This is a genomic window from Nocardia sp. NPDC059180 (genome assembly GCF_042754945.1).
Classification (GTDB): Bacteria; Actinomycetota; Actinomycetes; order Mycobacteriales; family Mycobacteriaceae; genus Nocardia.
Window position 1 is genome coordinate 849 of the sequence record NZ_JBHZBU010000004.1, and the last position, 18,335, is coordinate 19,183.

At 68.5% G+C, this 18,335-nt stretch carries 1 protein-coding gene (only partly in view); it reads left to right on the plus strand.

Annotated features, from left to right (window positions below; translation table 11 throughout):
- Positions 1-18,335, plus strand: the 5' portion of a protein-coding gene (locus tag ACFXNW_RS14480; protein ID WP_379418162.1) for a non-ribosomal peptide synthase/polyketide synthase. It continues 25,342 nt past the right edge of the window; 18,335 of the gene's 43,677 nt are visible here — the first part of the coding sequence; the start codon lies at positions 1-3; its stop codon lies beyond the right edge, outside the window.

Sequence of the window (18,335 nt, forward strand, 5' to 3'; positions counted from 1 at the left end):
TTGGACCGGCTGGATTTCGGCGGAAACGGCGAAACTGGTGGTGAGCGGGATGAGTACTTTCCGTTGTCCCCGGCGCAGCTGGGTATCTGGTATGCCCAGCATGTCGATCCTCAGGTACCGGTCAACATCGCGCAGTACGTCGATCTGCGCGGCGACCTGGATGTAGCAGCCCTCGAGCGGGCCAGCTCCGAGGCCGCCCGCGATATGGGATCGGGCTTCCTGCGGATCATCGAACGTGACGGTGAACCGCTGCAGACCGTCGACCCGTCGCTGGATGCCACCCTCGAATACGTCGACCTGCGCGAGGCCGACGACCCCGAAGCCGCCGCCCAGGAATGGATGCGCGCGGAGTACTCGCACCCCCTCGACATCGTCAAAGATCGCCTGATCCGCGCCGCCGCGCTGCGCATCGAGGACCAGCGCTGGTTCTGGTACTCGCGCGCCCACCACATCGCCCTCGACGGCTTCGGCGCCATGACGTTCATGACCCGGATCGCCGAGCTCTACACCGCCTACGTCACCGGTGCCGAGCCCGCGCCGAGCAAGTCGACCGACCTGCGCAAGCTCTACGAAACCGAGATCACCTACCGCGACAGCACACGCTTCCAGTCCGATAAGGAGCACTGGGCGCAGCGGGTGGCAGGCCTCGAGGAGGGCTCGAGCCTGGCCGGACGTTCGGCGCCGCCGTCTCCGGTGAACGGGATCGTCAGCGCTGCTCTATCGGAGGAGCAGGATTCGCTGCTCGCCGAGGCCGTCACCAGGCACGATTCCTCGCCTGCCGCGATGCTGATCGCCGGTTTCGCCGCCTACCTGGCGCAGCTGACCGGCACCGAGGACGTCATCCTCAGCCTCCCCGTCACCGCCCGGACCACGGCGGCGATGCGCCGTTCCGGTGGTGTGGCCTCCAATATCGTGCCGCTGCGGCTGCGCGTCGGATACGACACCTCGGTCACCGAACTGCTGCGTGAGGTGCAGGTCGAGGTGTCGGGGGCGCTGCGTCATCAGCGCTACCGGCATGAGGACATCCGCCGTGACGCGGCCGGTGATGGTGTCGTCACCACGGAGTTCTTCGGTCCGTGGGTCAACATCATGCTGTTCCACGACGAGCTGGTGCTCGGCCCGATGGTCGGCCAGCTCAGCGTGCTGTCCACCGGCAGCATCGAGGATCTCGGCGTCAACTTCTATCAGTCGGTCGCGGGCACCCGCTCGCATATCGACTTCGAGACCAACCCGAACCTCTACACCGACGACGAGGCAGGCCGCCACCACGGCCGGTTCCTCGAGTTCTTCGACCGGTTCCTGGCTGCTGACGCCGACAGCTCGGTCTGGCAGCTCGAGGTCACCTCAGCCGCCGAACGCTCCGAGTCGCTGGTGGAGTGGAACGATTCGGCGCACGAGGTGCCGACCACCACGCTGCCCGCGCTGCTGGACGCGCAGATCCCGCTGACCCCGGACAACATCGCGCTCGATTTCGAGGGCGCCACCCTCACCTACGCCGAGTTCGACGAGCGGGTGAACCGGCTGGCCCGGTTCCTCATCGCCGACGGTGTCGGCCCGGAGTCGCTGGTCGCGCTGGGTATGCGCCGCTCGCTGGAGCTGGTCATCGGCATGCACGCGGTGCTGAAGGCCGGTGGCGCGTACGTGCCGATCGACCCGGATCATCCGGCCGACCGCACCGCCTACATTCTCGACAGCGCGGCACCGGTCTGTGTGCTGACCATCTCGACCGACGAGCTGGAGCTGCCCGAATCGGTGCAGCGCGTGGAGATCGACACCCTCGATGTCGCGGACTTCTCGGCCGAGCCGATCACCGACGCGGACCGTTCGGCCCCGCTGCGTCCGGACAACACCGCCTACGTCATCTACACCTCGGGTTCGACCGGCCGCCCCAAGGGCGTCGCGGTCACCCATCACGCGATCGTCAACCAGCAGCTGTGGATGCTGGACGAGTACCAGCTCACCGCCGACGATGTGTACCTGCAGAAGACCGCGACCACCTTCGACGTGTCGCTGTGGGGCTACTTCCTGCCGCTGATGGTCGGCGCGAAGCTGGTCATCGCCGCACCGGACGGGCATCGCGACCCGATCTACGTCGCGGACATGATCGCGAAGCATCGGGTGACGTTCACCGACTTCGTCCCATCGATGCTCACCGTGTTCGTCTCGCATGCCACGCCCGCGCAGGTCGACTCGTTGCGCGCGGTGTTCGTTATCGGTGAGGCGCTGCCGCCGGAGACCTCGGCGGCGTTCCGCGCGATCACCTCCGCAGGCCTGCACAACCTGTACGGCCCGACCGAGGCCGCGGTCTCGGTGACCTACTGGGAGGCCACGGCCGCCGACACCGTGACGGTGCCGATCGGTATTCCGGAGTGGAATGTCGAGGTCTATGTTCTGGATTCGCGGCTGCGGCCCGCGCCCATCGGTGCGCCGGGCGAGCTGTACCTGGGTGGACGTCAGCTCGCGCGGGGCTATCGCGGCCGCCCGGATCTGACCTCGGACCGGTTCGTCGCCAACCCGCTCTCGCCGGACGGCGAGCGCATGTACCGCACCGGCGACCTGGTGCGCTGGAACGCGGCCGGTGTCCTCGAGTACATCGGCCGTACCGACTTCCAGGTCAAGTTCCGTGGTCAGCGCATCGAGCTCGGTGAGATCGAAACCGATCTGCTCGCGCACACCGCGGTCAGCCAGGCCGTGGTGCTGGTGGTCGACACCGCCACCGGCCAGCAGCTGGTCGCGTACGTGGTGCCCGCGCCGGGCCTGAGCGTGGAATCGGCCGAGCTGACGCGGTTCGTCGCGGAGAAGCTGCCGAGCTACATGGTGCCCGCGTCGATCATGGTGCTGGACGCCTTCCCGCTCAACACCAGCGGCAAACTGGACCGTAAGGCGTTGCCGGAGCCGGTGTTCGCGGCGGACGCCTCCGGGTTCCGTGCCCCGCGCACCCAGGCCGAACAGGTCGTGGCGGGCATCTTCGCCGATGTGCTGAGCCAGGACCGGATCGGCATCGACGACAACTTCTTCGATCTCGGTGGCAACTCGCTGGTCGCGACGCAGGTGGTGTCGCGGATCGGTGCGGCGTTCAGCACCCAGCTGGGTGTGCGTGCGCTGTTCGAGACGCCGACCGTCGCGGGAATCGCGGCGCGGGCGGAGAATTCGGTGCCCGCCGATAGTGTGCGACCGCCGCTGGTGGCGCAGCGTCTGCCCGAGCGGGTGCCGCTGTCGCTGGCGCAGCAGCGGATGTGGTTCATCAACCAGTTCGATCCCACGGTGCCGACCTACAACCTGCCGTTCGTGGTGCGGTTGCGCGGCCGGGTGGACGTCGAAGCGCTGCAGACGGCGTTGAACGATGTAGTGGCGCGGCAGGAATCGCTGCGCACGATCTTCCCGGAATCCGGTGACGGCGGCTATCAGTTCGTCATCCCGGTCGAGCAGGTCGATCTCGGCATCACGGTCGAGCCGATCGATGAATCCGAATTGCACGGTGTGCTGGCCGGATTCGCCTCCATGGGATTCGACGTCTCCCGCGAGCTGCCGATCCGGGTGCGCATCTACGAGGTGACCGGTGGTCGCGGCAACGGCACGCCGGAGTACGCGGTGGCGTTCGTGGTGCATCACATCGCCGCGGACGGATTCTCCTTCGGCCCGCTGGCCCGCGATGTGGCCGCCGCCTATCTGGCGCGCGCCGAGGGCTCCGAGCCCGGCTGGTCGCCGTTACCGGTGCAGTACCAGGACTTCAGCATCTGGCAGCGTGAACTGCTCGGCTCGGAATCGGATCCGGAGTCGATGGCCGCCCGCGAGATCGGCTACTGGCAGCAGGCGCTGGCCGGCTTGCCCGATCAGCTGGATCTGCCCGCCGACCGGCAGCGTCCGGCGGTGCAGAGTTTCCAGGGTGGCCGGGTCGGTTTCACCATCGACGCCGACCTGCATCAGCAACTGTCCGCGTTGGCCCGCGCGCAGGGCGTCAGCCTCTTCATGGTCATGCACGCCTCGCTGGCGGTGCTGCTGGCACGGTTGTCGGGGACCAGCGATATCGCCATCGGTACGCCGGTGGCCGGTCGCGGTGAGCAGGCTCTCGATGATCTGATCGGCATGTTCGTCAACACCCTGGTGTTGCGTTCGGAGGTCGACGGCAGCGAGCAGTTCACCGAATTCCTCACCCGGACAAGGGAAACCGATCTCGCGGCGTTCGCCTACGCCGATGTGCCGTTCGAGCGGCTCGTCGAGGTGCTCAACCCGACCCGTTCGCAGGCGCGCCACCCGCTGTTCCAAGTGATGCTGTCGTTCCAGGAGATGTCGCACGCGGCGCTGGAGCTGCCAGGGCTGTCGGTGACCGCCGACGAGCTCGAGGTCGATATCGCCAAGTTCGACCTGCAATGGACGGTCACCGAGGAGCGCGGCGGCGACGGTGCCCCGGCCGGCATGTCGGCCGTGGTCTCCTACGCCACCGATCTGTTCGACGCCGATACCGTCGACGAATTCACTCGCCGCTATCTGCGGGTGCTGGAAACCGTTGTCGCCGAACCGGCTACCGCCGTGCGCGATATCGAGATCCTCGACTACGCCGAGCGCTCCACCGTCCTCGCGGGCTGGAACGACACCACCCACGACGTGCCCGCGGCCACCGTGCTCGATCTGTTCGCCGAACAGGTCCGGCAGCGCCCGGACGACCTCGGTGTGATCTTCGACGGCAGCGGCCGAATCGACGGACTCGACGAGGAACTCACCTACGCGGAGTTCGCGAGCCGGGTCAACCGCCTGGCGCGCAAGCTGATCGACGCAGGTGTCGGCCCGGAATCGCTGGTCGCCGTCGGTATCCGGCGTTCGGTCGACATGCTCGTCGCGCTCTACGCCACCATGACCGCGGGCGGCGGCTACGTGCCGATCGACCCCGACCATCCGGCCGAGCGCACCGAATACGTGCTCGAATCCTCGGCACCGGTCTGCGTGCTGACCACCATCGCCGACAACGTCACCGCGAGTGATGTGCCGGTCATCTTCCTCGATACCGAGGATCTGAGCGAGTACTCCGACGCCCCGGTCACCGATGCCGACCGCCGTGCGCCGTTGCGTCCGGCCAATACGGCGTACGTGCTCTACACCTCCGGCTCGACCGGTCGCCCCAAGGGTGTTGCGGTCAGCCATGCCTCGGTGGTCAACCAGATCGCCTGGATCACCGCCGAATACCGCATCGGCCCCGGCGATGTGGTGTTGCAGAAGACGCCGGTCACCTTCGACGTGTCGGTCTGGGAGCTGTTCGGTTCGCTGGCCGTCGGCGCCCGTGTGCTGATCGCGGCGCCGGACGGGCATCGCGATCCGCTGTACCTGTCGGAGATCATCGGACGGCACCGGGTCACCATGACCTCGTTCGTGCCCTCGATGCTCTCGGTGTTCGCCGGTGCCGCGAACTCGGCCGAATGTGCTTCGCTGCGTGCGGTTCTGGTGGCCGGTGAGGCGCTGCCGCCTGCCACGGTGACCGCGTTCCGGCAGTTCTCCACCGCCGCGATGCACAACCTGTACGGCCCCACCGAGTTCACCGTGCACGCCACCGCGTGGCAGTTGACCGAGGTCGCGCCCAGCACGGTGCCGATCGGCCGTCCGGTGTGGAACGCACGCGCCTATGTGCTCGACGAGGGGCTCTCGCCGGTTCCCGTCGGTGTCCCCGGTGAGCTGTACATGGGTGGCACGCAGACCGCGCGTGGCTATCACGGCCGCGCCGACCTGTCCGCCGAACGCTTCGTCGCCGATCCGTTCGGCCCGCCGGGATCGCGGCTCTACCGCACCGGCGACCTGGTGCGCTGGACCGAACCGCACGATCCCGAGGTCGGCTCGGCGGGCGTGCTGGAATACATCGGCCGCACCGACTTCCAGGTCAAGTTCCGTGGTCAGCGCATCGAGCTCGGTGAGATCGAGACCGCACTGCTGGATCATCCCGCCGTCACCCAGGCCGTGGTGCTCGTCCTCGACACCGTCGCGGGCGATCAGCTCGTCGGCTATGTCGTCACGCAGGCGGGCCCGGTCGATATCGACAGCATCAAGGGAGCGCTGCACCGCACGCTGCCCTCGTACATGGTGCCGTCGGCGATCGTGGTGCTGGAAGCACTGCCGCTCAACCCGTCGGGCAAGCTGGATCGCAAGGCGCTGCCCGCGCCGGTGTTCGAGGTGCGCGAATTCCGCGCTCCGACAACGCCGATCGAGGAGATCGTCGCGCAGATCTTCGGTGAGGTCCTCGGCGTCACCCGAGTGGGTGTGGACGACGACTTCTTCGAACTCGGCGGCAACTCGCTGATCGCCACCCAGGTCGCCTCCCGCCTCGGCATCGCACTGGACACCAGGGTGCCGGTGCGCATGCTGTTCGAGGCGTCCACCGTCGCGGCGCTGGCCGCCCGGGTGGAATCGCATGCCGGTGACGGTGCGCGCAAGGCGCTGGTGGCCCGGGTACGTCCGGAAGAGGTGCCGCTGTCGCTGGCACAGCAGCGGATGTGGTTCCTCAACCGCTTCGACACCGCCTCCGCGGTCAACAACATTCCGGTCGCGATCCGGCTCTCCGGTGATCTGGACGTCGCCGCGCTCCAGGTCGCGGTCATCGACGTGATCGACCGCCACGAGTCACTGCGCACGGTGTTCCCGGAGACGGGCGCCGGGCCGGTGCAGGTGGTGCTCGACGCCGCCCAGATCGTGCCCGACCTGACCCCGATCCCGGTCACCGAGCACAATCTGATCGACCATCTGGTCGAGCTGGCCTCGATGGCGTTCGACGTGACCAGCGAAGTGCCGCTGCACGCGCGCCTGTTCGAGATCAACGAGTCCGAGTACGTACTCGGCATGGTGGTGCACCACATCTCCGCCGACGGCTGGTCGATGGGGCCGCTGGCCCGCGACGTCATGGTGGCCTACGCCGCGCGCACCTCGTGGGAGGCGCCCGCCTGGTCGGCGCTGCCGGTGCAGTACGCCGACTACGCGCTGTGGCAGCGCGAGGTCCTCGGCTCCGAGGACGATCCGAACTCGTTGATCTCCAACCAGATCCGGCACTGGTCGCACGAACTCGCCGACCTGCCGGACGAATTGGTGCTGCCCTCGGATCGCCCGCGTCCCGCGGTGGCGTCCTATCGCGGCGGTACCTACCCGTTCGTCATCTCCGGGCAGACCCAGCGTGCGCTGGTGGAACTGGGCCGCAGGCATAACGCGTCGCTGTTCATGGTGATGCATTCGGCGCTGGCGGTGTTGCTGGCGCGGATGTCGGGCACCAGCGATATCGCCATCGGCACCCCGGTCGCCGGCCGTGGTGAGGCCGCGCTGGACGACCTGATCGGCATGTTCGTCAATACCCTCGTGCTGCGCACCGAGGTCGACGGTGCCGCCGGTTTCGACGATCTGCTCGCGCGGGCCCGCGAAACCGACCTGCACGCCTTTGCACACGCCGATGTGCCGTTCGAGCGACTGGTGGAGGTGCTCAACCCGGCCCGTTCGCAGGCGCGCCATCCACTGTTCCAGGTGATGCTGACCTTCCAGAACACCAGGCAGGCCAGCCTGGAGTTGCCAGGGCTTTCGGTCAACGGCATCGATTACGACGCACGCCTGGCCAAGTTCGATCTGCAACTGACGCTCTCGGAGACCCAGGACGAGCTGGGCGAGGCCGCCGGTATGTCGGCCGAGTTCTCCTACGCGCTCGACCTGTTCGACGAATCGACCGTCGCCGATTTCGCGCGTCGCCTGGACCGGGTGCTTGCCGCGATCGTCGCCGACCCGACCATCGCCATCGGCGATATCGACCTGCTCGCCTCCGATGAGCGGGCCAAGGTCCTGACCGACTGGAACGACACCGCCTACCCGGTGCCGGATGCCACGCTGGTGTCGCTGTTCGAGCAGCAGGCCGCGTCGACGCCTGACGCCGTGGCGCTGGTCTTCGGCGAAGAACTGCTCACCTACGCCGAATTCGCCGGGCGGGTCCATCAGCTGGCCCGCCGCCTGCTGGCCGACGGAGTGGGCGCGGATTCGCTGGTGGCACTGGCCATCCGGCGTTCGGTGGATCTGGTCGTCGCCATGTACGCGGTGCTGGAAACCGGTGCGGGCTATGTCCCGATCGATCCCGATCAGCCGGCCGACCGCACCGACTATGTGCTGGAAACCGCGCGCCCTGCGGTCGTACTGACCACCACGCGTGACGATTTCGATGCCGCCACCGTGCCGGTGCTCGCGGTCGACACGCTCGACCTCACCGAGTTCGGCATCGCGCCGATCGCCGATACCGAACGGGCGCAGCCGATCCTGGGTGCGGCGACCGCCTACGTCATCTTCACCTCCGGTTCCACCGGCCGCCCCAAGGGCGTCGCGGTGAGCCACGCGGCGATCGTCAACCGGCTGCTGTGGATGCAGCACGAATACCCGATCGACGCCGCCGACGCTGTGTTGCAGAAGACGCCCGCCACCTTCGACGTGTCGGTGTGGGAGTTCTTCTGGCCCTTGCAGACCGGTGCGCGCCTGGTCGTCGCGAAGCCCGACGGTCATCGCGATCCGGTCTACCTGGCGCGCATCATCGCCGAACAGGGCATCACCACCGCACACTTCGTGCCGTCGATGCTGTCGGTGTTCGTCGCGACGCTCGGCAACGAGAACGGCGACGCCGCCGCGCTGCCTTCGCCGCGGCTGCGGCAGGTGTTCGCCTCCGGTGAGGCACTGCCCGCGCCGACCGCGGCCCGGCTGCGTGAGCTGACCGGCGCCCGGCTGCACAACCTGTACGGCCCCACCGAAGCTGCCGTCGACGTCACCTACCACGAGGCCACCGACGCCGATACCGTCTCGGTGCCGATCGGCCGCCCGGTGTGGAACACCCGCGTCTTCGTGCTCGACGCCCGGCTGCGACCGGTCGCCCCCGGTATCGCGGGAGAGCTCTATCTCGCGGGCGATCAGCTGGCGCTCGGCTACCTCGGCCGCGCCGATCTGACCTCCGACCGGTTCGTCGCCAATCCGTACGGGGTGCCCGGCGAGCGCATGTACCGCACCGGCGACCTCGTCCGATGGACGACTGCATCGCGAAGCGATTCGATGAGGGGCGGTGGCCGGGCGACGGGTGGGCCGGCGGATGGCGAGCTGGAGTACCTGGGCCGCACCGACTTCCAGGTGAAGTTGCGCGGCCTGCGCATCGAGCTGGGCGAGATCGAGGCGGCGCTGCTGGCGCAGCCGGGGATCGCGCAGTCGGTCGTCGTGGTGCGCACGGACGCGCATGCCGGCGATCAGCTGGTCGGTTACGTGGTCAGGGAACCGGATGCCGTGGTCGACACCGACGCGGTGAAAGCCGCGCTCGGCGCGACATTGCCCGGCTACATGATCCCGGCCGCTCTGGTTGTGCTGGATGCCTTCCCGGTGAACGCCAGCGGCAAGCTGGACCGCAAGGCGCTGCCGTCGCCGGTGTTCGAGGCCAAGAGCTTCCGCGCGCCCTCGACGCCGATCGAGGAGATCGTGGCGGAGGTCTTCGCCGATCTGCTCGGCGTGACTCGCGTCGGCGTCGACGACGATTTCTTCGAACTCGGCGGCAACTCGCTGGTCGCCACTCAGGTGGTGGCACGGCTCAGCGCCGCGCTGAACACCCAGGTCGGCGTGCGCACCTTGTTCGAGGCACCCACGGTCGGCGCGCTGGCCGCACGGATGGAATCCCATGCGGGCACCGGTGCCAGGCAGGCGCTGACCGAGCAGGTGCGCCCGGAGCGTCCGCCGCTGTCGCTGGCACAGCAGCGCATGTGGTTCCTCAACCGCTTCGACGCCGATTCGGCCGCCAACAACATTCCGGCGGCGGTGCGGTTGCAGGGTGTGCTCGATCTCGAGGCGCTGCGCGGTGCGATCTCGGATGTGATCGTGCGGCACGAATCGCTGCGCACCATCTACCCGTCGCACGACGGGATCGCCTATCAGCGGGTGCTGCCTTCGACACGGGCGATTCCGGAGCTGGACGTCATCGCGCTCGGTGAGAACGAGATCGGTTCGGCGCTCTACGAATTCGCGAGCCACGGCTACGACGTCACCACCGAACTCCCGGTGCGGCTGCGGGTGTTCCAGGTGGGGGAGCAGGACTTCATCCTGGCCGTGGTGGTGCACCACATCGCCGCGGACGGCTTCTCCATGCGGCCGCTCGTTCGCGATCTGATGACCGCCTATGTGGCAAGGACAGCGTCGGTCGAGCCGGGCTGGCCGCAGCTGGCGGTGCAGTACATCGACTTCGCGCTCTGGCAGCGCGATGCCCTCGGCTCCGAGGACGATCCGACCTCGCTCATCTCCGAGCAGCTCGACTACTGGCGCACCGCGCTGGCCGGTCTGCCCGATGAGCTGCGGCTGGCCGGACGCCCGCGTCCCGCCGTCGCGACCTACGGTGCGGGCACGCACCGGTTCCGGGTGCCCGGCGCGCTGATCGAGGAACTGAACCAGGTCGCGCACGGCAGCGGCACCACGCTGTTCATGGTGGTGCACGGTGCGTTCGCGGCACTGCTGGCGCGACTGAGCGGCTCCGACGACATTGCCGTCGGCATCCCGGTGGCAGGCCGTGGTGAGCAGGCGCTCGACGATCTGGTCGGCATGTTCGTCAACACCCTGGTACTGCGTACCGAGATCGATCCGGCGCAGTCGTTCGGCGAGCTGCTGGCCCAGGTCCGCGAACGGGATCTGGCGGCTTTCGCACACGCCGACGTGCCGTTCGAACGGTTGGTGGAGGTGCTGAACCCGGCGCGTTCGCAGGCCCGCCATCCCCTGTTCCAGGTGATGCTGTCGTTCCAGAACCTGGGACGCACGTCGCTGGAGCTGCCCGGCCTGACCGTGACCGAACTCGGCATCGATCAGCCGACGGCCAAGTTCGATCTCCAGCTCACGCTGAGCGAGGTGCCGGGCGCGGATTCGGAGATGGAAGCCGAACTCGTCTACGCCACCGACCTGTTCGACTCCGGCTATGCGAGCAGCTTCGCCGAGCGGTTCTTGCGGGTGCTGCGTGGTGTGGCGGACGCGCCGGGCGCCGCGGTGGGCGATATCGAGCTGCTCGACTCGATCGAACGCACCCGCGTGCTCGACCGGTGGAACGACACCGAATTCCCGGTCGACGCCGCGCTGACCTCGCCGGTCGGCGATGCCGCAGCCACGCTGGTTTCGCTGTTCGAGGCGCAGGTGGCACGCACTCCGGACGCGTACGCGGTCACCTTCGAGGGGACAAGTCTCACTTACGCCGAGTTCGCCGCCCGGGTGCACCAATTGGCGCGCTGGCTCAAGCAGGCCGGTGTGGGCCCGGAATCGTATGTGGCGCTGGGTATGCGGCGCTCCATCGACCTGGTCGTCGGCATGTATGCGGTGAACGTTGCCGGTGGCGCCTACGTGCCGCTGGATCCGGATCATCCGGCCGAGCGCATCGACTACATCCTGGAGACCGCGCGCCCGGTGTGCGTGCTCACCTCCGGCGCCGACCTGGACAGCACACTGTCGCGGCAGGTCCGCATCGATGAGCTGGATCTGTCGGAGTTCTCCGACGAGGTGCTCACCGATGTCGACCGGCATCGTCCGCTGCGTCCCGGCAATACCGCCTACGTCATCTTCACCTCGGGCTCGACCGGCCGCCCCAAGGGCGTCGCGGTCAGCCATGCGGCGATCGTCAACCGGTTGGTGTGGATGCACGCCGAGTACGGTCTGGCCGCCGACGATGTGGTGGTGCAGAAGACGCCGTCGACCTTCGACGTGTCGGTGTGGGAGTTCTTCTGGCCCTTGCAGGTCGGTGCGCGCCTGGTCGTCGCCAAGCCGGACGGCCACCGCGATCCGGCCTACTTGGCGCAGCTCATGGCCGATGAGCAGGTCACCACGGTGCACTTCGTGCCGTCGATGCTTTCGGTGTTCGTCGCCGAGCCCTTGGCTGCCGAATACCTGGGCCTGCGCAACGTGTTCGCCTCCGGTGAAGCGCTGCCCGCGGTCACCGCGCAGCGTTTGCGCGAGCTGACCGGTGCTCGGCTGCACAACCTGTACGGCCCCACCGAAGCCGCGGTCGACGTCACCTTCCACGAGGTGATCGATTCCGACACCACCTCGGTGCCGATCGGTGCCCCGGTGTTCAACACCCAGGTGTACGTGCTGGATTCGCGGCTGCGGCCGGTCCCGGCGGGCGTCCCGGGTGAGCTGTATCTGGCGGGCGCCCAGCTCGCGCACGGCTATGTGGGACGGCCGGATCTGACCACGGATCGGTTCGTGGCCAACCCGTTCACCACCGCTGAGCGGATGTACCGCACCGGTGACCTCGTCGCCTGGACGGCCGACGGCGAGCTGGAGTACCTGGGCCGCACCGACTTCCAGGTGAAGCTGCGTGGTCTGCGGATCGAGCTCGGTGAGATCGAATCCGCGCTCACCGCACTGGAATCGGTCGCACAGGCCGTGGTCGTGGTGCGCGCCGATGAGCACACCGGTGATCAGCTGGTCGCCTACGTGGTCGCCGACCCGGACCGCGTGGTCGACGTCGACGCGGTGCGCACCGAACTCGCGCAGCAGCTGCCCGCCTATATGGTGCCCGCGGCCTATGTGGTGCTCGACGCCTTCCCGCTCAACGCCTCGGGCAAGCTGGACCGCAAGGCGCTGCCGGAGCCGACCTTCGCGGCGACGGCGTTCCGCGCACCGGTGACTCCGGTGCAGGAGATCGTGGCAGGCACCTTCGCCGACGTGCTCGGCGTCGAGCGTGTCGGTCTCGACGACGACTTCTTCGGCCTCGGCGGCAACTCGCTGGTCGCCACCCAGGTCGCGGCGCGTCTCGGTGCGGCACTGGACACCCAGATCCCGGTGCGGGTGCTGTTCGAGGCGCCGACCGTCGCGGCGCTGGCCACCCGGGTGGAGTCCTCCGCCGGTGCGGGCGGGCAGATTCCGCTGGAGCCGCGTGAGCGTGGCGAACTGGTGCCGCTCTCGCCCGCACAGCAGCGGATGTGGTTCCTCAACCGATTCGACAACCAGACCGCGGTCAACAACATCCCGGTCGCCATCCGGCTCACCGGTGAACTCGATATCGCCGCCCTGAACGCCGCCCTCGGCGATGTGCTGGCCAGGCACGAAGCATTGCGCACGGTGTACCCCGAGGTGGAGGGGACCGGCTACCAGCGGGTTCTGCCCGTCGACGAGGTCCGGGTGCGGTTGAGTGCCGAATCGGTCACCGCCGAGGAGCTCCCGGCGCGGATCGTGGCACTGGCGAGCACCTACTTCGATGTGACCGGCGCGATCCCGTTCCGGGCCGCGCTGCTGTCGGTCGATCCGCGGACCCATGTGGTCGTGCTGGTCATGCACCACATCAGCTCGGACGGTTTCTCGCTGCGTCCACTGCTGCGCGATGTGGTCACTGCCTACGCCGAGCGCACCAGGGGCGAGATCCCCGCCTGGGCACCGCTCGAGGTGCAGTACGCCGACTACGCGCTGTGGCAGCGCGAGGTGCTCGGCGAGGAGACCGATCCGGAATCGGTGTCCGCCGCGCAGATCGCCTACTGGACCGAGCGGCTGCGTGATCTGCCGGACCAGATCGAGCTGCCCGCCGACCGGCCGCGCCCGGAGATCGCCACCAATGCCGGTGGCACGCACACTTTCTCGATCGATGCGCAGCTGCGCGGCGAACTGGAGGAGCTGGCCCGCGCCAACGGTGTCACCCTGTTCATGGTGGTGCACGCGGCGCTGGCGACCTGGGCGGCGCGGCTGTCCAACAGCAGCGATATCGCCATCGGCACCCCGATCGCCGGACGTGGTGAGCAGGCCCTCGACGACTTGGTCGGCATGTTCGTCAACACCCTGGTGCTGCGCACTCAGGTCGAGCCGGCCGTGGCGTTCGACGCACTGCTCGCGCAGGTCCGCCGGACCGATCTCGAGGCGTTCGCCCACGCCGATGTGCCGTTCGAGCGGCTGGTCGACGTCATCAGCCCGGCCCGCTCGCAGGCCCATCACCCGCTGTTCCAGATCGCGCTGACCTTCGAGGCCGCCTCGGCCGCGGATATGGGCACCATCGCGCTGCCCGGCCTCGACCTGGATGTGGTCGACTTCGACCCGGGCACCGCGAAATTCGACATCCAGCTCACCGTCGGCGAGATCGGTGACGGCGCGCTGTCGCTGTCGTGGAACTACGCCACCGAACTGTTCGACTCGGAGACGGTCTCGGCGTTCGCCGACCGCCTGGTGCGGATCCTGCGCGGTGTCACCGAGGACGCGTCGGTCGCCGTCGGAGATATCGATCTGCTGGGTGAGGCCGAGCGGCTCGATGTGTCGCAGCGGTGGGTGTCTTCGGGCACCGACCTGCTGGCAACGGAGCGCGCAGGCATCTTCGCCGACTCCGGCGCGACGCTGTCGACCCTGTTCGACGCCGCTGCCGTCGCACATCCGCACCGGATCGCGGCTCGTTTCGGGGTCGACACCCTCACCTACGCGGAAATGGATCGGCGCGCGAATGTGCTGGCGCGCAGGCTGATCGCCGACGGTGCAGGCCCGGAGTCGCTGGTCGCGGTGATCCTGCCGCGGTCGCTGGACCTGGTGGTCGCGCTGCTCGCGGTGGTCAAGACCGGTGCGGGTTATGTGCCCGTCGATCCGGCCTACCCCGCCGACCGCATCGCTTACGTGCTCGCCGATGCCGCACCGACCAGCGTCGTCATCGATTCGACGGTCCAGGTCACGGTGCCGGCCCATCTGCCGAGCGTGGTGCTCGACGGGTTCGCCGTGGAGGCGGGCAATGTCGAGGACGCCGACGACGCGCCCATCACCGACGCCGACCGGCGGGCACCGCTGCACCCGGACCATGTCGCCTATGTCATCTACACCTCCGGTTCGACCGGCCGCCCCAAGGGCGTCGCGGTCGCGCACCGGAATGTGGTGCGGCTGTTCGCCAATACCGATCGCGACTTCGGTTTCGGACCCGACGACGTGTGGACGCTGTTCCACTCCTACGCCTTCGACTTCTCGGTGTGGGAGCTGTGGGGTCCGCTGCTGTTCGGCGGCACCCTGGTGGTCGTCGACTACTACACTTCGCGCTCGCCGGAGCAGTTCCTGGAACTGTTGCGTGCCGAGAAGGTCACCGTCCTCAACCAGACGCCGTCGGCCTTCTATCAGCTGGCCGAGGCGGACCGTAATGCGCAGGACGCCACACCACTGTCGCTGCGGTACGTGGTGTTCGGCGGTGAGGCGCTCGAACTGCGCCGGCTCTCCGATTGGGTTGCCCGGCACGGCGATACGGCGCCCGTGCTCGTCAACATGTACGGCATCACCGAGACCACGGTGCACGTGTCCTACCGTGCGCTCGACGCGGCGACCATCGCCGATGCCGCGGGAAGCGTGGTCGGTCGTGCGATCGCCGGTCTGCGGGTGTTCGTGCTCGACAACCGGCTGCGTCCGGTCCCGGTCGGTGTCGCAGGCGAAATGTATGTGACCGGACCGCAATTGGCCCGCGGTTACCTCGGCCGCCCGGATCTGTCCGCTGCCCGGTTCGTGGCCAACCCGCTCGGCGACGCCGACGGCGCGGGATCGCGGCTGTACCGCTCCGGCGACCTTGCGCGCTGGAACCGCTTCGGTGAACTCGAATACCTGGGTCGCGCCGACGACCAGGTGAAGGTGCGTGGCTTCCGCATCGAACTCGGTGAGATCGAATCCGCCGTACTTGCCCAGCCCGATATCGCCCAGGCCGCGGTCATCGTGCGCGAGGATCAGCCGGGCGACCAGCGGATCGTCGCCTATGTGGTGTCGGATCCGGATACCGCGCCGAACCTGGACGAGGTGCGCGACGGCGCGGCCGGACTGCTGCCCGCCTACATGGTGCCCTCGGCCGTGGTGCGGCTGGAATGGATTCCGCTGACGGTCAACGGGAAGCTGGATCGCCGGGCGCTGCCCGCGCCGGCGGTGCAGGCGCGCGCGTTCCGTGCACCGGTCACCCCGGTGCAGGAGACGGTGGCCGCGGTATTCGCCGAGGTCCTCGATCTGCCGCGGGTCGGCGTCGACGACGACTTCTTCGATCTCGGCGGTAACTCGTTGATCGCCACCCGCGTCGTCTCGCGTATCGGCGCGGCGTTGGGCACCACGGTGCCGGTGCGTGCGCTGTTCGAGGCATCCACGGTGGAATCGCTGGCCGCGCGGGTGGAATCGCATACCGGCACCGATGCCAGGACCCGGCTGACGGCCCGTACGCGCGCCACCGGCGAAACCGTGCCGCTGTCGTTCGCGCAGCAGCGCATGTGGTTCCTGAACAAATACGACACCACCTCCGCCGCCTACAACCTGCCGATCGCGCTGCGGCTGTCCGGCGCGCTCGACGCCGAGGCCCTGCGGCTCGCGGTGGCCGATGTGGTGCGCAGGCACGAATCGCTGCGCACTCGCTACCCGGAGCACGGCGGCACCCCGGTGCAGGTGATCGTGCCCGCTGAACAGATCAGCCTGGATCTGAGCCCGGTCTCGGTCGAGTCCGCCGAGTTGATCGAGGTCGTCACGGCGTTCGTATCCACCGGATTCGATGTGGCCGAACAGGTTCCGCTGCGCGCCCGGCTGTACCAGGTCGGCGCGGACGAGCATGTGCTCGTCGTGGTGGTGCATCACATCGCCGCCGACGGCTTCTCCATGGGGCCGCTCACCCGTGACGTGATGCTGGCCTACACCGCGCGCATCCAGGACAGCGCTCCCGGCTGGGAGCCGCTGGCCGTGCAGTACGCCGATTTCGCGCTCTGGCAGCGCGAGGTGCTCGGCTCCGAGGACGACACGCAGTCGCTGATGTCGCGTCAGGTCGGCTACTGGCAGCGCGTGCTCGACGGCATCCCCGACGAGCTGGCTCTACCGACCGACCGGCCGCGTCCCGCCATCGCGTCGCTGCGCGGCGCCACCGTGCACACCGAGCTGCCCGGCGATCTGGTCGCCGCGCTGGACGAGGTCGCCCGCCGCAGCGGCGCCTCGCTGTTCATGGTCATGCACGGCGCGTTGACGGTGCTGCTGTCGCGGCTGTCCGGCAGCGACGACGTCGCGGTCGGCACCCCCATCGCAGGCCGTGGTGAGCAAGCGCTCGACGATCTGGTCGGCATGTTCGTCAACACGCTGGTGCTGCGCACCGGGATCGACCCGGCCGAATCGTTCACTGACCTGCTCGACCGCGTGCGCCGCACCGACCTGGACGCCTACGGCAATGCCGATGTGCCGTTCGAGCGGCTGGTGGAACTGCTCGCCCCGGAACGCTCGCAGGCGCGTAACCCGCTGTTCCAGGTGATGCTCGCCTTCCAGAACCTGGACCGCACCAGCCTCGAACTGCCCGGCCTTTCGGTCTCGGCGCTCGATCTGGAAGAGAACGTCGCCCGGTTCGATCTGCAGTTCACGCTGTCCGATCACGGCGAACCCGGTTCCGGTATGGCGCTGGCCCTGACCTACGCCACCGAACTGTTCGACGAGGACACCGTCACCGAGATCGCTCGGCGTTGGCGCCGGGTGCTCGACGCCATCGCGGCCGACGCGTCGATCACCGTCGGCGCCATCGACGTCCTCGATGCCGCCGAACGCACCGATCTGGTCAGCCGCACGGGTGCACCGGCAGTGGCGCCGCGTGTGCTGGCCGAGTTGCTCGCCGAAGCCGCCGCGCGCGACCCGAAGGCGCCCGCAGTGGTGTTCGAGGGGACAGCAGTTTCTTACGGCGAGCTGGACGAGCGCTCGAACCGCTTGGCCCGCCTGCTGATTGCCGAAGGCATCGGTGCCGAGGATCTGGTGGCCGTCGGTGTTCCGCGTTCGGCGGATTCGGTGTTCGCGGCCTGGGCGGTCGCCAAGACCGGCGCGGCCTTCGTACCGGTGGACCCGAACTACCCGGCCGAGCGCATCGCGCATATGGTCACCGACTCCGGTTCGCCGGTCGGCCTCACCGTTGCCTCGGTGCGAGACGGTCTGCCGGTATCGGCGCGCTGGCTGGTACTCGACGACCTCGACCTGGATGCCGTCGACGGCGGTCCGATCACCGACGTCGAACGCGTCCGTCCGGTGCGTCCGGAACATCCGGCCTACGTCATCTACACCTCCGGCTCCACCGGCGTCCCCAAGGGCGTCGTGGTCACCAATACCGGCCTCGCGAACTTCAGCGCGGAGCAGATCGAGCGCTATGCCCTCGACTCCGACTCCCGCGCACTGCATTTCGCTTCGCCCAGCTTCGACGCCTCGATCCTCGAGCTGCTGCTCGCGGTCGGTCCCGGCGGCGCACTTGTCGTGGTCCCACCGGGTGTGTACGGCGGCGAGGAGCTGTCGGAGCTGATCCGCACCGAGCGCGTCACCCACGCGTTCATCACCCCGGCCGCGCTGGCCACCTTCGATCCGAGCGGCCTCGACACCCTGCGGGTGCTGGTCGCCGGTGGCGAGGC